Annotated in this window: 6 protein-coding genes; 3 read left to right on the forward strand and 3 right to left on the reverse strand. The window is 67.5% G+C overall.

Annotated elements, in window-relative coordinates; all coding sequences use genetic code 11:
• Positions 1-392: 392 nt before the first annotated feature.
• A complete protein-coding gene (locus PIN01S_RS18120; RefSeq protein ID WP_084337541.1) occupies positions 393-1301 on the reverse strand; it encodes a LysR family transcriptional regulator in 909 nt (302 codons plus the stop codon).
• Between the two features lie 187 nt (positions 1302-1488).
• Between PIN01S_RS18120 and PIN01S_RS18125 the strand changes: the two genes are divergently transcribed.
• The 3 genes from PIN01S_RS18125 (at position 1489) to PIN01S_RS18135 (ending at position 8570) form a co-directional block, all read left to right on the forward strand.
• On the forward strand, positions 1489-2487 hold the full coding sequence (locus PIN01S_RS18125) for a response regulator (RefSeq protein ID WP_084337543.1): 999 nt from the start codon (positions 1489-1491) through the stop codon (positions 2485-2487).
• 19 nt (positions 2488-2506) lie between these two features.
• Complete coding sequence (locus PIN01S_RS18130; RefSeq protein ID WP_084337545.1) at positions 2507-7948, forward strand: trifunctional serine/threonine-protein kinase/ATP-binding protein/sensor histidine kinase; 5442 nt, start codon at positions 2507-2509, stop codon at positions 7946-7948.
• A gap of 88 nt (positions 7949-8036) precedes the next feature.
• Positions 8037-8570, forward strand: coding sequence for an AraC family transcriptional regulator (locus PIN01S_RS18135; protein ID WP_169715845.1), 534 nt, complete (start codon positions 8037-8039; stop codon positions 8568-8570).
• A gap of 56 nt (positions 8571-8626) precedes the next feature.
• Here PIN01S_RS18135 and PIN01S_RS18140 read toward each other — a convergent pair whose 3' ends face one another.
• Positions 8627-17041, reverse strand: a complete 8415-nt coding sequence (locus PIN01S_RS18140) for a glycoside hydrolase family 94 protein (protein ID WP_084337629.1) — start codon at positions 17039-17041, stop codon at positions 8627-8629.
• Complete coding sequence (locus tag PIN01S_RS18145) at positions 17038-18069, reverse strand: universal stress protein (protein WP_169715846.1); 1032 nt, start codon at positions 18067-18069, stop codon at positions 17038-17040. Before PIN01S_RS18145 ends, PIN01S_RS18140 begins: the two co-directional genes overlap by 4 nt.
• Between the last annotated feature and the right edge of the window lie 49 nt (positions 18070-18118).

The raw sequence follows: 18118 nt of genomic DNA on the forward strand, positions 1-18118 counted from the left end.
TGATGGACTCCCAATGCAGCCGAAACCGGCCGTACATGAGAGAGCCCGTGGGGTTCGGGTAGCTTCACTATCCAGGGTTGCCGGCGCGGCGGATTGCACGGATGTGCTCGTTTGCGGAGAGGGTTTGGGCCCTGAGAACCCGGCCACTTGAGGAAGAACCGGCGGCAGGCACAGCACATCGCGACAATGCGGGCGAACCGGCCTGCACCTCACCGGACGTTCTTGCCGGGCAAATGAATTCGCCTACAAAAGCGCCGGAGCTTCAGACGCCCCCAGCCCCACTTCCGTAGGAGCCAGCTCTGCTGGCGATGTTTCTGAAGCCCATTCGCGAGCAGAGCTCGTTCCTACAAAAGCGCAGGACGGAACACCGCTAGGGCGAATTCATTCGCCCATCAAACCGGCGTCGCCATGCACTGCCAGATCCGCTCGCGCAGCCAGGTTTCGGCGGGATCGCTGTCGTAGGCGCCGCCCCACACCATCGACAGCTCGGCCTCATTGATCGGGAACGGCGCGTCGTCCGCGCGCAGGCTGCCGTCGTCCGCCAGGATACAGGCGGCGTAATCCGGCACCGTCGCGATCATCTCGGTATTACGCAGCAAGGCCCGCAGACTGCCGAACTGCGGTACGGCCAGCACCACCCGGCGCGAGCGGCCGATACGCGCCAGGTCCAGGTCGATGTTGCCGGACAGGTCGCCGGAGAACGACACCATCACGTGCGGCCGGGAGCAGTACTCGTCCAGGCTCAGCGGCCCAGGTCGCCGGTCGCCGCGCAGGACCTTGACGCCGATGTTGCGCAGCTTCTTGCGCTTGGCATTGGCCGGCAGGTCGGTGGTGTAGCTGACGCCCACCGAGATTTCGCCGGACGACAGCAAGGCAGGCATCAGCAGGAAATTGGCCCGCCGGACCACCACCACGGTGTTGGGTGCTTCCTGCTGGAGCACCTGGAGCAGCCTGGGAAACAGGCCGAACTCGGCATCGTCGGAAAGACCCAGGCGAAAGACATTGGTGCTGGTGGCTGGATCGAATGCCTTGGCCCGGCTGACGGCCGCGGAAATCACGTCCATGGCCGGACGCAGCTCGTCGAGGATCTGCAATGCCCGAGCGGTCGGTTCCATTTGCCGGCCGTTGCGGATCAGCAGCGGATCGTCGAACAGATCGCGCAACCGGCTCAACGCGGCGCTCACGGTGGACTGGGTGACGAACAGCTTCTCGCCGACACGGGTCAGGTTCCGCTCGATCATCAATGCCTCGAAGACCACCAGCAGGTTCATGTCGAGGTGACGCAGGTCGTTTCTGTTCATCAACCACCATCCGGTTATGCGGCTACACCTGTCATTTCAGCAGGCCTTGCCCCCTTGCGCTTGAATATTTGTGCGGATTTCCCACTTCGCCAGCCAGTGGTTGAGGTGCCGGTTCTTATCCACTAGGGTGAAAAGAAGTCGCCTCCGAGCGGCACGCGAATTCCCTGTAAAAACAATGAGTAACGACATGATTCGGCTAGGCGGCGCCTGGGTCTCGCTGGAACGACGCGAGGCCTTCAGAGAAGGGACTCCCGTTCGGCTCGGGAGCCGTGCCTTCGACATTCTCGAAGTCCTGCTGGCGTCGCCGAACCGCCTGGTGACCAAGGACGAACTCATCAGCACCATCTGGCCGGGGACGGTCGTCGAAGAAAACAACCTGCAGGTCCAGATATCGACGCTGCGCAAGGCACTGGAGCTGGACCGCAACCTGCTCGAGACCGTCCCCCGCCGCGGTTACCGGCTGAACCTCCCGCTGCCGCCCGGCCCGACGGGCTGCCCCTCACTCGTCCCCGAACCGCCGCGCCCGGAAGCGGACGCCGATGCCTGGACGCGGCTGGCCAACGTGTATGTGGTCGATGATGAACCCGCCGTGCGGACCGGGCTGGTCCGGCAACTGCGTTCGATGGGCATCGCAGCGACGGGCTACGCGTCCGCCGAGGCGTTCCTCGCCTACTGCGCCTTCGACGCGCCGGGCTGCCTGCTGCTGGACGTGCGGCTGCACGATGGCAGCGGCTTCGACCTGCTGGACGAACTCGCCCGGCGCCAGGCGCCCTTCCCCATCGTATTCATCACCGGTTTCGGCACCATCGACATGTCGGTACGCGCCATGAAGGCCGGGGCCGAAGGCTTCCTGACCAAGCCGGTGGACGAGCGCCAATTGCTGGCGGCGATCCGCGAGGCGACGGAACAGGCCAGGATACGCCACGCCGAAAATACCCTGCGCTCCGCCGCCCGGGCCCGCTACGCCGGGTTGAGCGCCCGCGAACGCCAGGTGTTCGAGCGCCTGCTGCGTGGCCACCTGAACAAGGAGATCGCGGCCGAACTCGGCTTGCAGGAAGTAACGGTCAAGGTCCACAAGAAAAACCTGATGACCAAGCTGGACGCCAAAACCCTGGTGGACCTGCTGCAGCTGGGACGGATGCTCGGCCTGCTTCCGGATATCCCCCGCCACGCCCAATCGGCCTGATCACCGTACCGAGCCGTCCATGGCCACGCAGACAGACACGCCCCCCGAAAGCCCGGACGGAACGCCCCGCTTCGACGAGTCCTGGCTGGACCGGCTCCGCTGGAGTGAAATCGACCGATCCGGCGAGCTGAGCCGCTGGCTCGTGCTGGACACCCAGTCGGGCCGCCACTGGTTGGTGGTGCGGACCAGCCCGCACGCCTCCTTGTGGGAGCTTGCCCGGCTGGACCGCGAATATGCCCATGGCCCCAGCCTGGACGCAGCCTGGGCGGTAATGCCGGCAGCCCGGTTGAACACGTCGGACGGGCCGCTGCTGGTGCTCGATGACGATGGCGGCCGGCCGCTTTCCAGCCTGGTTGGCGCCCCGCTCTCGGTGGAACGCTTTCTCCGTCTGGGCATCGCCTCGGCCGCCGCCCTGGACCAGCTGCACCGCAGCGGCATCCTGCACCGCGACATCCGTCCAGAAAACCTGATCCTGGGCTGCGACGGCAGCGTCCGCCTGACCGGCTTCGCCTTCGCCACAGCCGCCGACGCCTCAACCGACAGCGCCCTCCCGCTCGCCGACAGCAGCCTGGCCTACCTGGCGCCGGAACAGGCCGCCTCGCCCCAGGCCGACCTCTATGCCCTGGGCGCCACCTTCTTCCGGTTGCTGACCGGCCACCCGCCGTTCCAGGCCGACGACCCCGTGCAATGGCTGCACCAGCACAGGGCCATGCCGGCACCGGCCGTTTCGACCCGGCGGCCCGGCCTGCCCCCTGCACTGGACGACCTGTTGGCCTGCCTATTGGCCAAGCAGCCGGAAAAGCGCCCCGAATCGGCCCATGCCCTCGAAGCGGAGCTGCGGCGCTGTCTCAACGAGTGGCGGGAGGTCGGCAGCATTCGCCGTTCCCCTTCGCAAGCGCCGGCCAGGACCGCCGGGACTTTGGTCGGCAGGGACCGGGAACTCGATACCCTGCGCAACGCCATCAGGCGGCTCGAACAGGGATTGGGCGGTGCCGTGCTGATCGGCGGCGAAGCGGGCATCGGCAAGACCTCGCTGGTCCGCCTGTTGCGACGCAGCCAGTGGAGCGAGCGGTGCCTGTTCGCCAATGGCAAGTGCGAGCTGTCGCGCCATCGGCTGCCCTATGCCGCCCTGTCCGCCGCGCTGGCATCGCTGTTCGCCCGGCTGGCGGGCGAATCGCCGGACGACGTCCGGCACTGGGGCAAGCGGCTGCGCGAGGCGGTCGGCGAGAACGGCGGCCTGCTCGTGCGGCTGATACCGGAGCTGGAGTGCCTGACCGGCCCACTGCCCGTCGGCGCCAACCCACCGCCCATCAGCGAGGCACGACGACACCTGCACGGAATGCTCCAGCGCCTGCTGGCGGCGCTCGCTGGCCCGGATCAACCGCTGGTCCTGTTTCTCGACGACGTGCAATGGATCGACGAGGAAACCCAGACGTTCCTCGGCGAACTGCCGCCCTCCGGTTTCGATCATCTGCTGCTCATCGCGGCCTACCGTGACCGGGAAGACGAACCCAGCCCCTGCCTGCGCCGGCTGATCGAACATTGCCGCGGTCTCGGCGCGCGCACCGTGGAAATCGTCTTGCGCCCGCTGGCCGCCGCCGAGATCGGCGACCTGCTCGGCAGCGAACTTGCGCTGCACTCGGACGAACACGCCCTGCTCGTCGCCCGCCTCAGCCAGCACGGCAACGGCAACCCGATGTACATCGCCCAGTTCGTCGCCATGCTGCGAGAGTCCGGCGGCCAGGGTCCTGTTCTGGACCTTCCGCCGTTGCTGGACGACATCGCGGCCCTGATGAACTCCCGCCTGGAGCGCCTGCCGGAGCGTACCCGCGGCGCCCTCGCGGTACTGGCGATCCTGGGCAATCACACGCCGCTGGACATCCTGGCAGCCGTTGGCGGCACCACGGTGGCCCAACTTCTCAAGGTCATGCATCCGGCCTTCGACGCCGGCCTGGTCGGTGAATACCGGGAGGGTCTGTCGTTTACCCACGACGCGGTCTGGGAATCGACCCGCGCCCGGATCGACGGCAGCCTGCAACGGGCCATGTGCATGGAGTTCGCCTTGACCCTGCTGGACAGGCTCGACGCCGACGCCGACACGGAGGAGGTGTTTCGCGTTACCGCACTGGTCATGCGGGCCGATGACACCAGGCTCGCCCCCCACCAACGCAGCGCCTTCGTCGAACTGCTGATCCGCGCGGCCCGCCTGGCCATGGTCGCCGCCGCGGCATCCACGGCGCTGGACTACCTGGCCCGGGCCGATTGTCTGCTCGCCGGAACGGCGACCGCCGATGACGCGCTCGCCCGCTCGGTCGCCCTGCTGATCGCCAACAGCCTGATACTCAACGCCGACTATCGCGCCGCCGACGAGCACATCTCCAGGCTGCTCGAGCGCACCAACGAGCCCCTGGCGCGCGCCGAACTCTACCGGCTGCGCTGCGAAATCCGCTCCCTGCGCGGCGACTACGACGGTGCCGTCCGCACCGCGGTCGATGGGCTGGCGGCGCTCGGCGTCAGCTTTCCGCCCGCCCCCACCGACCGGCAGGCCGAAGAAGCCTGGCAGGCACTGCAGGAAGCGCTCGGAGCGCGCACACCGGCGATCTTCGCCACGCTGCCGCAGATCGAGAATCCAGGCATCCAGGCCACTCTCGAATTGCTGGCCACGCTGGTGATCCCGGGCTCGTTCATCCAACCCAACCTGATGCTGGTCGCCACCTGCCGGATCGCCACCCTGACCCTGGGCCACGGCATGAGCGCCGCGGCCGTCCACGCCCTCGCCTGGCTGGGCGTGGCCAGCGCCCACCGCTTCGACGCCTACGCCCTGGGCTTCGACTACGCGATGACGGCGAAGACCCTGGCCGAGCAGCCTCGCCACACGGCCAGCAAGGTCTCCGTCCTGGTCGCCCTGGATCAGGTCAGCGTCTGGACCAGACCCCTGCTGTTCTCCCTGGAGTGCGCAGAGGCGGCCTACCAAGCCGGGCTCTCGCAAGGCTCGCCCAGCTTCGCCTGCTATGCCAACAACCACATCGTCTCCGACCTGCTGGTGCTGGGCGCTCCCATCGAACGCATGCTGCGGCAGATCGACGTCGGCCTGGCCCTGGCGCGGAACCTGGAGTTCATCGATGCGCAAAGCATCCTCTACATCCAGGCACGCTATATCCGCCGCCTGGCCGGTCAAGCCGCCGGCACCATCCCCATCCCGGACAGCCACACCGTGGCGGAGCGGGTCAGCCAGAGCAGCATGGGCCCGCTGCGCTTCTGGTGGGCGCTGTTCGAAGGCCTGCTGTCGTTCCTCGAAGGCGCCTTCGAACAGGCCGCCACCCATCTCGACGAGGCGTGGTCGCTGGCCTGGTCGGCACCCGCACACATCCACCTGATCGATCTGGCGATGTTCAGCGTGCTCAACCGCGCCGCCCTGCAGACCGCCACCGGCCGGCCGCAGGACTTCGAGCCACCGATGCAGCGCCTGCGCCTCTGGGCCAACCTCAACCCCCGCTATTTCGCCGACCGCCTGGCACTGGCCGAAGCGGAACTGCTGCGTATCGAGGGGCGCGGCCTGGAAGCGCTGCGCCGTTACGAAGAAGCCATCGACAAAGCGGAAAACTGCGGCGCCATTCATATACAAGGGCTGGCGCACGAGATGGCCAGCCGCTGCCATCGGAGCCTCGGCCTGCGGGCCGGCGACCGCGCCCATCTGCAGAAGGCACGGGAGGCCTGGCGGCGCTGGGGAGCGGTGACCCTGGCGGAGCAACTGGAAGCGGAACATCCGTTCCTCCGGGAAGGCGTGGCCGCGACGACCCGCCCCCTGCCCGCCGCTCCGCAACTGGACCTGCTGGCCATCACACGCGCCTGCCAGGCGCTGTCCCGAGAAATCGAACCCACTGCCCTGATCGAGACCCTGTTGACCAACGCCGTCATGCATGCCGGCGCCACCTATACCGCCCTGCTCCTGTCGAACGACGGGGTCCTGCGCGTCGAGGCGACGGGCCAGGCGAACGGCGACGATATCGCCATCCATCTGCAACCCTCGTCGAATGCCGCGGACGCCATACCGCTGCGCCTGGTCTTCCAGGTGATGCACACGCGCAAGGCCCAGGTCATCGACAGCACCGAAGCGCTCCGGCGTTTCGACGACGATCCCTACCTGGCCCACGTCGAGGACGGCTCGCTGATGTGCCTGCCGCTGCTCAAGCAGAACGACATCATCGGCACGCTCTACCTGGAAAACAGCCTGACCCAGGGTGCGTTCGAGCCGACGCGGGTGGATGTGCTGGAGCTGCTTGCCGCCCAGGCGGCCATCTCCCTCAGCACTGCCCGGCTGTATACCGACCTGCTGGCGGAGAACCGCCGCCGGTGCGAGAGCGAAGGCACGCTGCGACGTACCCAGGCGCTGTTGGCGATCGGCCAGGAGATCAGCCGCTACGGGACCTTCGTCTGGAAATACCCGTCCGAGCGCTCGTTCTGGTCGTCGCGCCTGCTCGGCGAACTGGATCTGCCCGTCCCCACCGACGACACCTACCTGAAGGACCCCGCCGTACTGGTTCATGCCGACGATCGCCGACGCTTCGTCGAATACCTGAAGGACGCCACCGGACGCCGGGAATCTTTCCGCCTGGAATTCCGCACCCTTTCGCTCGAAGGCAGCCCGCGCTATCTCGAGTTGGCCGGCGAGCCCGACGGCAGAGACGCCTTCATCGGCGTGGTGTCGGACATCACCGAGCGCCGCCAGACGGAAATCGCCCTGCGGGCAGCCCGCAGCACGCTCGATCGCACCTCGCAGGCTACGATGCTCGGCGAACTGGCCGCCTCGATCGCCCATGAAATCAACCAGCCGCTGGCCGCCATCCTGTCCAATGCCGGTGCCAGTGTCCGTTGGCTGGAGCGCCCGCAACCGGAGATCGGCGAAGCCATCGACAGCGTTCGCGACATCCTCAGCGAGGCGCAACGCGCCGCCGCCATTGTCCGCGCCATGCGCGACCTGGCCCGCCAGGCACCACCGGAACGCCAAACCATCGCCCTGGACCGGGTAGCCCGCCATGTCCTCGCCATCACCCGGGCGGACCTGGACGACAAGCATGTCAGCGTGACCCTGAAAACGCCGCACTCGCCCCTGGTCCACGGCGACTCGATCCAGCTCCAGCAGGTCATGCGCAACCTCATCGTCAACGCGGTCGAAGCCATGCAGGCGCTGCCACCCGGCGGCCGGCGCCTGGCCCTGGAAATCCAACCGGTGGGCGGCGAGTGGCTGGTCATCGTCGAGGACAGCGGCCCCGGCGTACCGCCCGACAAGCTCGACAGGATCTTCCAGGCGTTCTACAGCACCAAGGCGACCGGCATGGGGATGGGGCTGGCCATCTGCACCTCGATCGTTTCGGCCCATGGCGGCACCCTCGGCATCAGCCAGGGCCGGAAAGGCGAAAACCTGTTCTATTTCACCCTGCCCGCGCATCCGTCGGGCTGAAGCCCGTATTCAGAACTTTTCAGGGTTCGCAAAGGACTCGCCCACCCGCGCCGGAACAGGCTGTCTCGACCCAAGCAGGAGAGACGCCATGAACGCCCATGCCATTCCACCCACGGCCACCCTGGATCTCGAAACCTATCAGCTCACACTCTCGCTGAAGGAGGCGCTCGATGCGCCGCAAAGCAGGCTCGACAGACTCACGGAGATAAGCAGGCGCCTGTGCGAACATCTGCTCGAACACCACCGACGACACACCGGAGACACCCCGGGACGCTCCGCCCTCGCCCCCTGGCAAGAACACCGGGCCAAGGAAATCCTGGCGCGCAGCCTCACCGCCCGGCTGTCCATCGCCGACGTGGCACGACAATGCGCCATGTCGCGCAGCCACTTCTCCCGCGCCTTCAAGAAAGCCACCGGCATGTCGCCCCAAGAATGGTCGCTGGACGTGCGCATCCGCCGCGCCAAGGAATTGCTCGGCGACCGCGCGATGTCCGTTGCACAGGTCGCCCAGGATTGCGGATTCGCCGACCAGTCGCATTTCAACCGCACCTTCAGCAAGCTGGTCGGCATCACGCCGAAGCGCTGGCAGCGGTTGAATGCGCTCCGCACCGAGCCGGCCTGAAGCGGGTTATCCATTGGGATATGGCCGTTGGGGTAAGCGCCTGAAACGCGGGATGTTCAAGGTATCCAGAGCCGCACATGGACAATCGTCCCGTCCCTGGGGAACGCCACCAGCCGCTCCGTTTGCGCCTGGCCATCGACGGTCATCCGGTAGCTTCCGCATGGCAGGCCCTCGTCCCGCTCCACCCGGATCGCCAGCGTCCCGCTCGCTCCGCGAACCTCGGCACTGAAATGCGTCCATCCGGGCGGTAAGCAAGGCTCGATCCGCAGCCGCCCGTCTTGCAGATGCAGCCCCAGGATGGATTCCACCGCCAGGCGCCAGGTCCAGGCCGCCGAGCCGCTGTACCAGGTCCAACCGCCGCGTCCGACCCAGGGGGCGACACTGCCGATATCCGCCGCCAGCACGTAGGGCTCGACCCGGTAGGTCGCCAATTGTCCCGCTTCGCGGGCCTGGTTCACCGGGTTCAGCAGATCGAAGATCCGCCAGCCGTTCTTCGCATCGCCAAGGCCGGCGAAAGCCATGCCCAACCAGGCTGCGGCATGGCTGTACTGGCCCCCGTTCTCGCGAATACCGGGCGGATAGGCCTTGATATAGCCGGGCTCACGGGGCGTGTCGGCGAAGGGCGGCCACAGCAGGCGGACCAGCCGTTCCTCATCCCTGACCAGATGGCGCCCGGCGCTGTCCATGGCGATCCGCGCACGCGCTTCCCCATCCGCCCCGCAGAGGAGCGACCAGGATTGGGAGATGGAGTCGATACGGCATTCATCGTCCGCATGGCTTCCCAACGGCCGACCGTCATCGTCGATCGCGCGCAGGTACCAGGCGCCGTCCCAGGCCGCCTGATCCAGCCGCTCGGCCAGGGCCTGGGCGCATTTCGTCCAGTGGATTTCCACGTCGTAGAAGGACTGGCGCCTGGCCAGCCCCGCGAAGCCCTTCATCGCCGCGATGGCGAACCAACCCAGCCAGACGCTCTCCCCACGCCCCTCCCGGCCGACACGGTCCATGCCATCGTTCCAGTCCCCCGCCCCCATCAGCGGCAGTCCGTGCTGGCCCCGGGTCACGCCGCGTTGCAATGCCCGCTTGCAGTGCTCGAACAGACTGAAGGCCTGACCGGTAGCCGGGAAGCGGGCATAGCGGTCATGTTCGTCGTTGGCCAGCGGTGGCGCCTGCAGAAACGGCACCGCCTCGCCGAGGATGGATTCGTCGCCCGTCGCCTCGACGTACTGGCTGGTGGCGAACGGCAGCCAGAGCAGGTCATCCGAGCAACGGGTACGAACGCCCCGGTCCGACGGCGGATGCCACCAGTGCAACACATCGCCTTCCTCGAACTGGTGTGCGGCACAGAGCAGGATGTGCTCCCGCGCGCGCCGTGGGTCGGTGTGCAACAGCGCCAGCACGTCTTGCAACTGGTCGCGAAAACCGATGGCGCCGCCGGCTTGGTAGAAGCCGGCACGCGCGAACAGACGCGACGCGATCGTCTGGTATTGCAGCCAGCGATTGACCATGACATCGAATGCCGGGGCCGGCGTGCTGATGCGAACCCCACTCAACAGGTGATCCCAGAACGTCCGGACCTCGGCCAATCCCTGCTCCGCCCTGCCCGCCTGCTGCCAGAATCCGGCCAGGCTCTTCGCGTGCTCACGATCCTGCCCCTGGCCAAGCACGAAGACCAGTTCCTCGCTGCCTCCCCGCGCGAAGTCCAGGTGAACCTGAAACGCCGCGCAGGGGTCGCCGCCCACCTCGACGCGGCCGCCCAGCGCCCACCGGGTCAATGCCGCGGGCAGCGCGGGATGTCCCTCACGGCCAAGAAAGTCCTGGCGATCGGTGCTCAGGCTGTGGGGCGGTTTGTTGGCGGTGAGGAATGCCACGCGCTCGGCGAAATCGGGGTTCCAGGGGTTTCGGGCGAGCAAGGCATGGCATTCGGCGTCGTAATCGCAGACGACATGCGGCCTGGCCATGCTCGCCAGGGCGCCGAGCAGCCATTCGACATAGCAGGTCGCGGTGATCCGCCGGGACCGGCCGCTGACGTCGCGCAGGCGCAGACGCAGCACCTTCACCGGCGCCGTCGGCGGCACGCATACCAGCAACTCCTGCTCCAGGCCGTGGCTGTGCTGCCGCCAGAGGGTATAACCCGTGCCATGACGGATCTGGCAGGTACAGGCCTCCCCGGCGGGCAACGGTGTGGGCGTCCACACCTCGGCGCTCTCCTCGTCGCGCAGGTAGAGCGCTTCTCCGGGCGCGTCGCCAAGCGGATCGTTGGACCAGGGCGTCAGGCGATTCTCGCCGCTGTTCACCGCCCAACTGCAGCAGTTGCCCGACTCGCTGACGAGGCTGCCGAATACTTCGTTGGCCAGTACGTTGCACCAGGGCGCCGGCGTGTGCCGGCCCGGCTCGAGATGAATGACGTACTCGCGGCCATCCGGGCTGAAACCGCCCAGGCCGTTGTCGAACAGCAAATCGCCGGGGCGCTCCAACGGCGTGTCGATGCATTCGCCCGGTGGCGCACCGGAGCCGTCGAAACGCGGCATCGGCGGCGGCATCGGCATGGCGGCGGCGAGCTGCCGGGCCAGCGGTCCGGCGCTCTCGTCGAGAACAATGCGGGCGGTGCTCTCCAGCAGGCGGATATCGTCATCGTGCAACTGGTCGGCGAACAGCAGATGCACATCGCCACCGCGGCTGGCCAGTTCGTCCTGGACGCCGCTCTCGCGCAGCAAGGCGAACACCTGCTCCCGCAGGGGTTCGGCATAGCCCGAGGCGCCCGTGCGCAGAATCACCAGATCGACCAGCAGGCCGCGCCGCCGCCAGAACTTGCAGGCACGCACCAGGGTAGCGAGCAGGCCGCTGTCCTGTTGGGTGGCAACACGCAGGAGCAGGATCGGATGGTCGCCCGACAGGCTCATACCCCACAGGCGCGGCTGGCCGAAGCGGTTGGCCGCCAGCGTTTCCGGCCCGGTACGCAGCGTCGGGTGCGGGTACAGCAGCAGCGACGCAAGCATCTGCAGCTCCGGCAACCGCTCCGGCTCCAGCCCGAGCTTGCGCGTTTCCCGGCTCGCCTCGCTGGCGGCATCGGCGAAGGTCCAGTCCAGCGACGCCAGGGAGGCATAGCGTTCGGCCAACTCGAGGATCGACTCTCGCGATCCTCCGGCCAGGGTCAGGAAGGCCAACTGCCGGCGTTCCCCAGGAGCCAGCCCGATCCGCGCCTGCAGCGCCATGACCGGGTCGAGTGTCCAGCCGGTGCGTCCTTGCAGCCCGTTCAGAATCCCGATGGGACGACGCTCGTCGCCATGGCGTCCGAGAAACGCCTCGCGGTCGCTTTCGAAAGCGACCGCCAGGGAATCCGTTTCGTCGACGACCAGCCGGTGCAACAGCAGCGCCGGCTTTTCATCGGCGTGGCGGGGCCGCCGCGTGAAGAGCAGGGCCCGCAACCCGGGCAGGTATTCGCTGCCCACGAACAGCTTGCCGAAGGCCGGATGCCGTTCATCGTCCAGCGGCGGGGCCAGCGCCACCTCGGCATAGCTGGTCAGGCTGAGCGTGCGCGGCCGGTCGGATTCGTTGGTCAGGGTGAGCCGGCGGATTTCCATGTCCTCCGCCGTCGCGACCGTCACCTCCATACGCAGACCGATGCCATGGTCGTGCCGGTGAAACTCCGCCATATGAGGATGGAAGACAACCCGCTCCTGCGCGGACACGGCACCGGTCGGCTGCCGGCCAGCCGACCAGAGATCGCCGCTCTCCTCGTCCCGGACGTAGACCCAGAGTCCGTGGTGATCGCGGGTCGCATCCGGCCGCCAGCGCGTCAGCGCATGCCGGTGCCAGCTCAAGCCACCGGCCCCGGCACGGGATATCCAGCTGTGGAGCCGCCCGTTGCCCAGCAGATGCGCCTGCGGAAACCACTCGTCGCCCGTTGGCGTCCAGGCCTGGGGCGGCGCCACGCCGCTCCAGTCGGGTGCCGGCCGCTCCAGCGACTCGCTGCGCCGGGGATCGGCCGGTAACTCCAGGGGTACGCGCTCGTGCAACAGCAACTCCATGACCTTGACGCGCGGCACGCTGCCGAAGCGGCGGACCAGGGCATTGCCACACAAGGCGTTGTTCAGCGCAGCGAAGATCATGCCCTGGTGGTGGGCCATGTAGGCCCGGACGGTGGAAAAGCGACGCCCGCTGGGTACTCGGTCGGCGGTGAAATCCGCCGCCTCGTAGAGCCCATAGCTGCCCACCAGCCCGAGCCGTTGCAACTCGATCAGGTTCTCCACCGCCGCCCTGGGGCTGACCGCGAGCGCCAGGGCCGACGCATAGGGTGTGATGACCAAGTCCTGCGCCAAGTCGCGACGCAACCCCAGCTCCGGAACGCCGAACGCGCGGTAGCGGTAGCGATGCTCGGGATCGCGCGAGGCGAACGCCGATTCCGAGATGCCCCAGGGAACATCCTGCGTCCTCGCGTATTCGCGTTGCACGGCCACTGCCGCGCGCTCGCTCTGGCCGAGCAACGAGCCGGCGTGGCTCGGCAGCAGCAGGGGCGGCATCAGGTATTCGAACATCGAGCCGTTCCACGACACCAGGGACAGGCGGCCGGCGAGACGGGACAACGGCCGCCCCAGATAAAACCAGTGTTCGAGGGGCACGTCGCCTTTCATGATGGCGAAGTAGCTGGCCAGTCGCGCCTCGGTCGCCAGCAGGTCGTAGTGGTGGCTGTCGATGCGGTCCGCGCTCAGGTTGTGGCCAATGTGGAACAAGCGCTTTTCCGCGTCGTAGAGAGGACGGAAATCCATCGAGAACGCCATGTCCCCAGCTCGCGTCGCGTCGTCGAGCAAATCCCGGCGCAAGGCCGACTGCTCCTCCAGGCCCTGCTCCAGCGCTGCATCCAGCTTGCCGAGCCAGACCTTCGTCTCGCCGTTCACGCCGGCGAAGCGGCCGAGCAAGGTACGGGCCTGGACGACCGCCGGACCGATTCCGCTCATGGGCAAATCGACCGGCAGGCATTGCTCAATCTGCCGGGCCAGCTTCGCCACCGGCGGCAGCGCGTCCCGCAAGGGGGAGAACCAAGGCATCAGCCGCTCGCGGTCGCGGCGGATCTCCCGCAGATGGTGGTGCAGCCGCTCCAGCCAGGTCTGTACCTCCTTCAGCTGCTGGATCGCCAGCCCCTGCTCACGGGCGATCATCCGCCCCACGGCATCGCGCAGCGCCTTCTCGCACTCATCGAGCGCATCGAGTCCGGCGGGATGCTCGCGGCACCGCGAGACCTGGATAGCGAAAGCGGCGAGGCGCTCTTCCAGCTCATGGTCGCCCACCGGCATCAGCGCTTCCCGGAGCAGCTCGAAAGTATCCTCCAGGCCATCCCACAGGCTGGTCGGCAACGCGGGGCCCGCCGCGATCTCCAGGCATCCCTGTTGCAGGGTCAGCAGGCAGACGGCGAGGTTGCCGCTGTCCACCGTCGAGATGTACCGAGGCTCCAGCGGAAGCAGCAGGCGGGTGTCGTACCAGTTGAGCCAGTGCCCGCGATAGCGCTCCATCCGTTCGAGGGTATCCAGCCCCCGGCGGATGCGTGCCGCGAAATCGGACAGCCCTACGTACCCTAGGTCGGCAGCGCCGAGGGACGATACGAACAGCATGCCGATATTGGTGGGAGAGGTACGGTGGGCGATCTCCGAATAGGGCTCCTCCTGGTAGTTGTCCGGTGGAAGCCAATTGTCGTCGGGGCCGACGAAGGTCTCGAAGAACAGCCAGGTGCGCCGCGCCAGCCGCCGGAGAAAGACATGCTGTTCACCACTCGGCTCATCAGTCGCCTCGCGGCGCGGCAGGCTGATGAACAGGGCGACCCCCGGTGCCAGCAGCCACACCAGCAGTAAGGGCGCGGCAGGCCAGAACGCGGCCGGATGGACCCGCCACAGGACAATGGCCAGGGTCACGGCCAGCATCGGCGAGGGCCACATCTGCCTCCAGACATAGCCATGCGAGCCCCGCCGCGCGAGGAACGAGGCCTGGTGCGCGGCCGTGGTCCACTCCAGCAGGTGACGGCGCGATACGCCGAGCCGCCACAGGGTACGAACCAGCGCATCGAGAGCGATGGCAGCATCGTTGACCAGGAATACCAGGGCGAGAAACCAGCGCCCGACGTGATCGAGCAGGCGGCGCAACAGGCCGCGCACCGCACCGCGCCGCCGGCCATGGGCGAGCCCGGTGATCAGGTCGGTGAACAGGTAGGCGCCCGGCGCCGCCACGGTCAGCAGCGTCCACACCCAGGGCGAGCCGGGCAGCCACAGCCAGCCGGCGGCGGCCAGGACGACCAGGGCCAGGGGGACCACACTGCGCCGCAGGTTGTCGATCAGTTTCCAGCGATCCAGCGCCGACAGCCGGTTCTTCAACCGCATGCCGTCGCTGCCGGAAACGGAGCGCCACAGCCACGGCAGCAACTGCCAGTCGCCGCGCACCCAGCGATGCTGGCGGCGCGCATAGTCGAGGTAGCTGCGGGGAAAGTTCTCGTAGAGCACGATATCGCTGACCAGCCCCGCCCGGCCGTGGATGCCTTCGAACAGGTCATGGCTGACCAGGCTGTTTTCCCGCACCCGGCCCTCCAGGCTGCGCTGGAAACTGGCTACCTCGTAAATGCCCTTGCCGACGAAGATGCCGCTGCCGAACAGATCCTGATAGACGTCGGATACCGCGCGCGTATAGATGTCGATGGCCGTGTCGCCGGTATAGAGACGGGCGAACAACGAGCGCTCGCCCTGCTCCGGGGCGATTTCCACGCGCGGCTGCAACACGGTATAGCCGCGCAGCACACGTCCGCTGTCGGGATCGAATTCGGCGCGGTTGAGCGGATGCGCCAGGGTACCCACCAGCCGAGCGGCGCAGCCGGACGGCAAGGCGGTATCCGCGTCGACCGTGATCACGAAGCGGATACCGCGCAGGGCTGCGGCATCGCCTTCGCGCAGGCAGAACGCGCAGTCGTCTCCGTCGAGCAGGTAGCGATTGAAGTCCTCCAGCTTGCCGCGCTTGCGTTCCCGACCCATCCAGCAGCGTTCGCCGGGGTTGTAGCGGCGCGGCCGATGCAGAAGGTGGAAAGGTCTGCCACCGTCCTTTCCATAGCGTTCGTTGAGTCGCCTCAACCCCTGGACCAGGGCGTTCTCCACCGCCCCGTCGGTGGGCAGGCTTTCGGCAGGCGCTTCGAGATGATCGCTGAGCAGAACGAAACGCAACGCCGGGTCAGGGTTGGCCAGGTAATGCAATTCCAGGCGCTCCAGCACCGCCCGCGTTTCGTCCACCCCATCGAGCAGCACCGGCACTGCGATCGCGGTGGCGCACGCCGGATCGATGCCCTGGCTGAAATCCAGCTTGGGCAGCAGCCGGGGCGGCACATTCAGCGTGACCCACCAGTTGACCACCGTGACGCTGAGCACCGAGGCCGGAATCAGCGCGAGCAGCAGTCCGGCGAACCAGAGCCCCGGCGTCGCCCCGGCAACGGCCAGATACCCACCGGGCAGGACCAGGGCGGCCACCCCGGCGAGCATCAGGCTGCCCGCGTAGATCGTCCCTGCCCGGCGATACAGCAGGCGGCGCCAGCCCGCCAGCCAGGTCGGCCGATAGCCCAGGGCAGTTTCGCAGACCTCCCGGCCCGGACCGATAAGCCAATAACCGACGTGGCCGCTGGACGCCCGCCTGTCGCCTTCGGCCGCGCGACGCAGCACCTGCTCGGCCACCTCGATTTCGTCGCGCTCCGCGCCCCGGGCCAGCTCTTCGAGCGCCTTGCGGTAGCGGTCGCGGGTTTCGAAATCCATGTGCGCATAGACCCCGGCGGGGTCGCGGGTCAACCGTTCCTCCACCAGGCTGCAACGCTCGAAGAAATCCTTCCAGGGTGTCGAGGCGATGATCGCCAGGTTCGCCAGCGCCCGCGCGACGCACTCGGTGTCTTCGAAGACACCGGCATCGGCACAGTGTCTGCTGAGCGGGAACGGGCTCTCCAAGGCGGGCAGCAACCGGCCCAGCGCACAGACCAGCACCTCCAGGCAGGTCAGGCGCAGCATGGTCGGGAACGCCCAGAGTTCGGCGATGCTCAGGGGGGCTTCGCCCTGGTAGGTACGGACGAACTGCACGACGCTCGACAGGGACAATTGCAGGCGCGAGGCATGCAGGTACCACTGGGCCACGGCGAATACCCTCGGCACCCCCTCCTCGCCCGGATTGGTCAGGCAGGGCAAGCGCTCGTAGAACGCCGCCGGCAGGTCGCGGACGACCTGCCGCACCGCCCGCTGCACCTGATAGTCGTTGTCCAGCAGCCACTCGGCGGCCTTGGTGACTTCCGGCGGCGGGTCCAGGCACAAGGTCCGGGCCCGCTCCAGCCAGCCTTCCAGCGCCTCGATCCGGGCCCATATCGGCAACGGCTCCGGCCTGCGGGAGCTGTAGCTATGGCGTTTGCACAGCTCGCACGCCGCCTGTTCGACCGGACTACGCTCCCCTTCGGGAGCAACCGCCGTCACCACGCTCCCCGCAATGGGGAATGTACCCCCGCGCCCCTGCCGCCCGTGCAGGTCTGCGTCATCGAGGCCGGTTGCTGGCGCATGATCAGCAGCGGCTTGCTGGCGTGAGTCATCAGAAATCCAGCCACGCTGCCGTAAGGGACATCCAGACGCCCGCTGTGCCCTTGGGCGGACAGCACCACGATGTCGACGGTTTCGTCGGCGACCAGACGCGCCAGGCTGCTGCGTACATCGGCGCATTGCACCAGCGTCCGGGCGACGACACCGTTCTCCGAGGCACGGGCCTGCAATTGATCCAGATACTGCCGGGCGACGCGCTCGTTGCGCCGCAACAGCTGCTGGCAGAGTTCGATATCTTCGCTTTCGGGCGGGCCGACCTCGGTCAATGCCGACGGAGGGACGATGTGGGCAAGCACCAGTTCCGCGTTCTGGACTTTGGCCAGGCGCATCGCGAACGGCAGGACGCTTTCCGCGCGGCATGAGCCGTCGACCGGAACCAACACACGACGGTAGCCCTCGGCAGTTACGGTTTCGGCTTCGCAGGGCACGAGTAGCAACGACCCCGGTGAACGCTCGACCACTTCCCGCGCCGTGTCGCCCAGGACCCAGTGCGACGCCCGCCACTCGCCGTGCGTACCCAGCACCGTCAGGTCGGTCGGATGACTTATCGCGTGCAGGCTGATCTGTTCCGCTGGTTGCCCCTCGATGATTTCGGTCTCGACCACCGGACACAGTTCGCGGTAGCTGCGGGCCAGGGCCTCCATCCGAGCCTGGGCCTCCCGGCAGCAGATATCCCAATCCACCGGGTCCAGCCGCCTGTTTCCCTCCGCGCGAGTCTCGAGCACTTTCAACAGCACAAGCGGCACATTCAATGCCCTGGACATCGCGGCCGCATGCTGGATGACCTTGCCGACCGGCTCGCTGGAGCCGATGCAGGCGACCACACGACCGAATCCGGAACCCGGACACACAGACAGTTCGTTATCGGCCGCTCTTCCGGCGAAGGACGGGGAACTGAACGGGTACATCGGCATGGCCTCCTCCGCTGCGCGAGCGGCTCCATGGGCAATTGCAACC

Origin of the sequence: Pseudomonas indica NBRC 103045, from assembly GCF_002091635.1 — a bacterium.
Lineage (GTDB): Bacteria > Pseudomonadota > Gammaproteobacteria > Pseudomonadales > Pseudomonadaceae > Pseudomonas_M > Pseudomonas_M indica.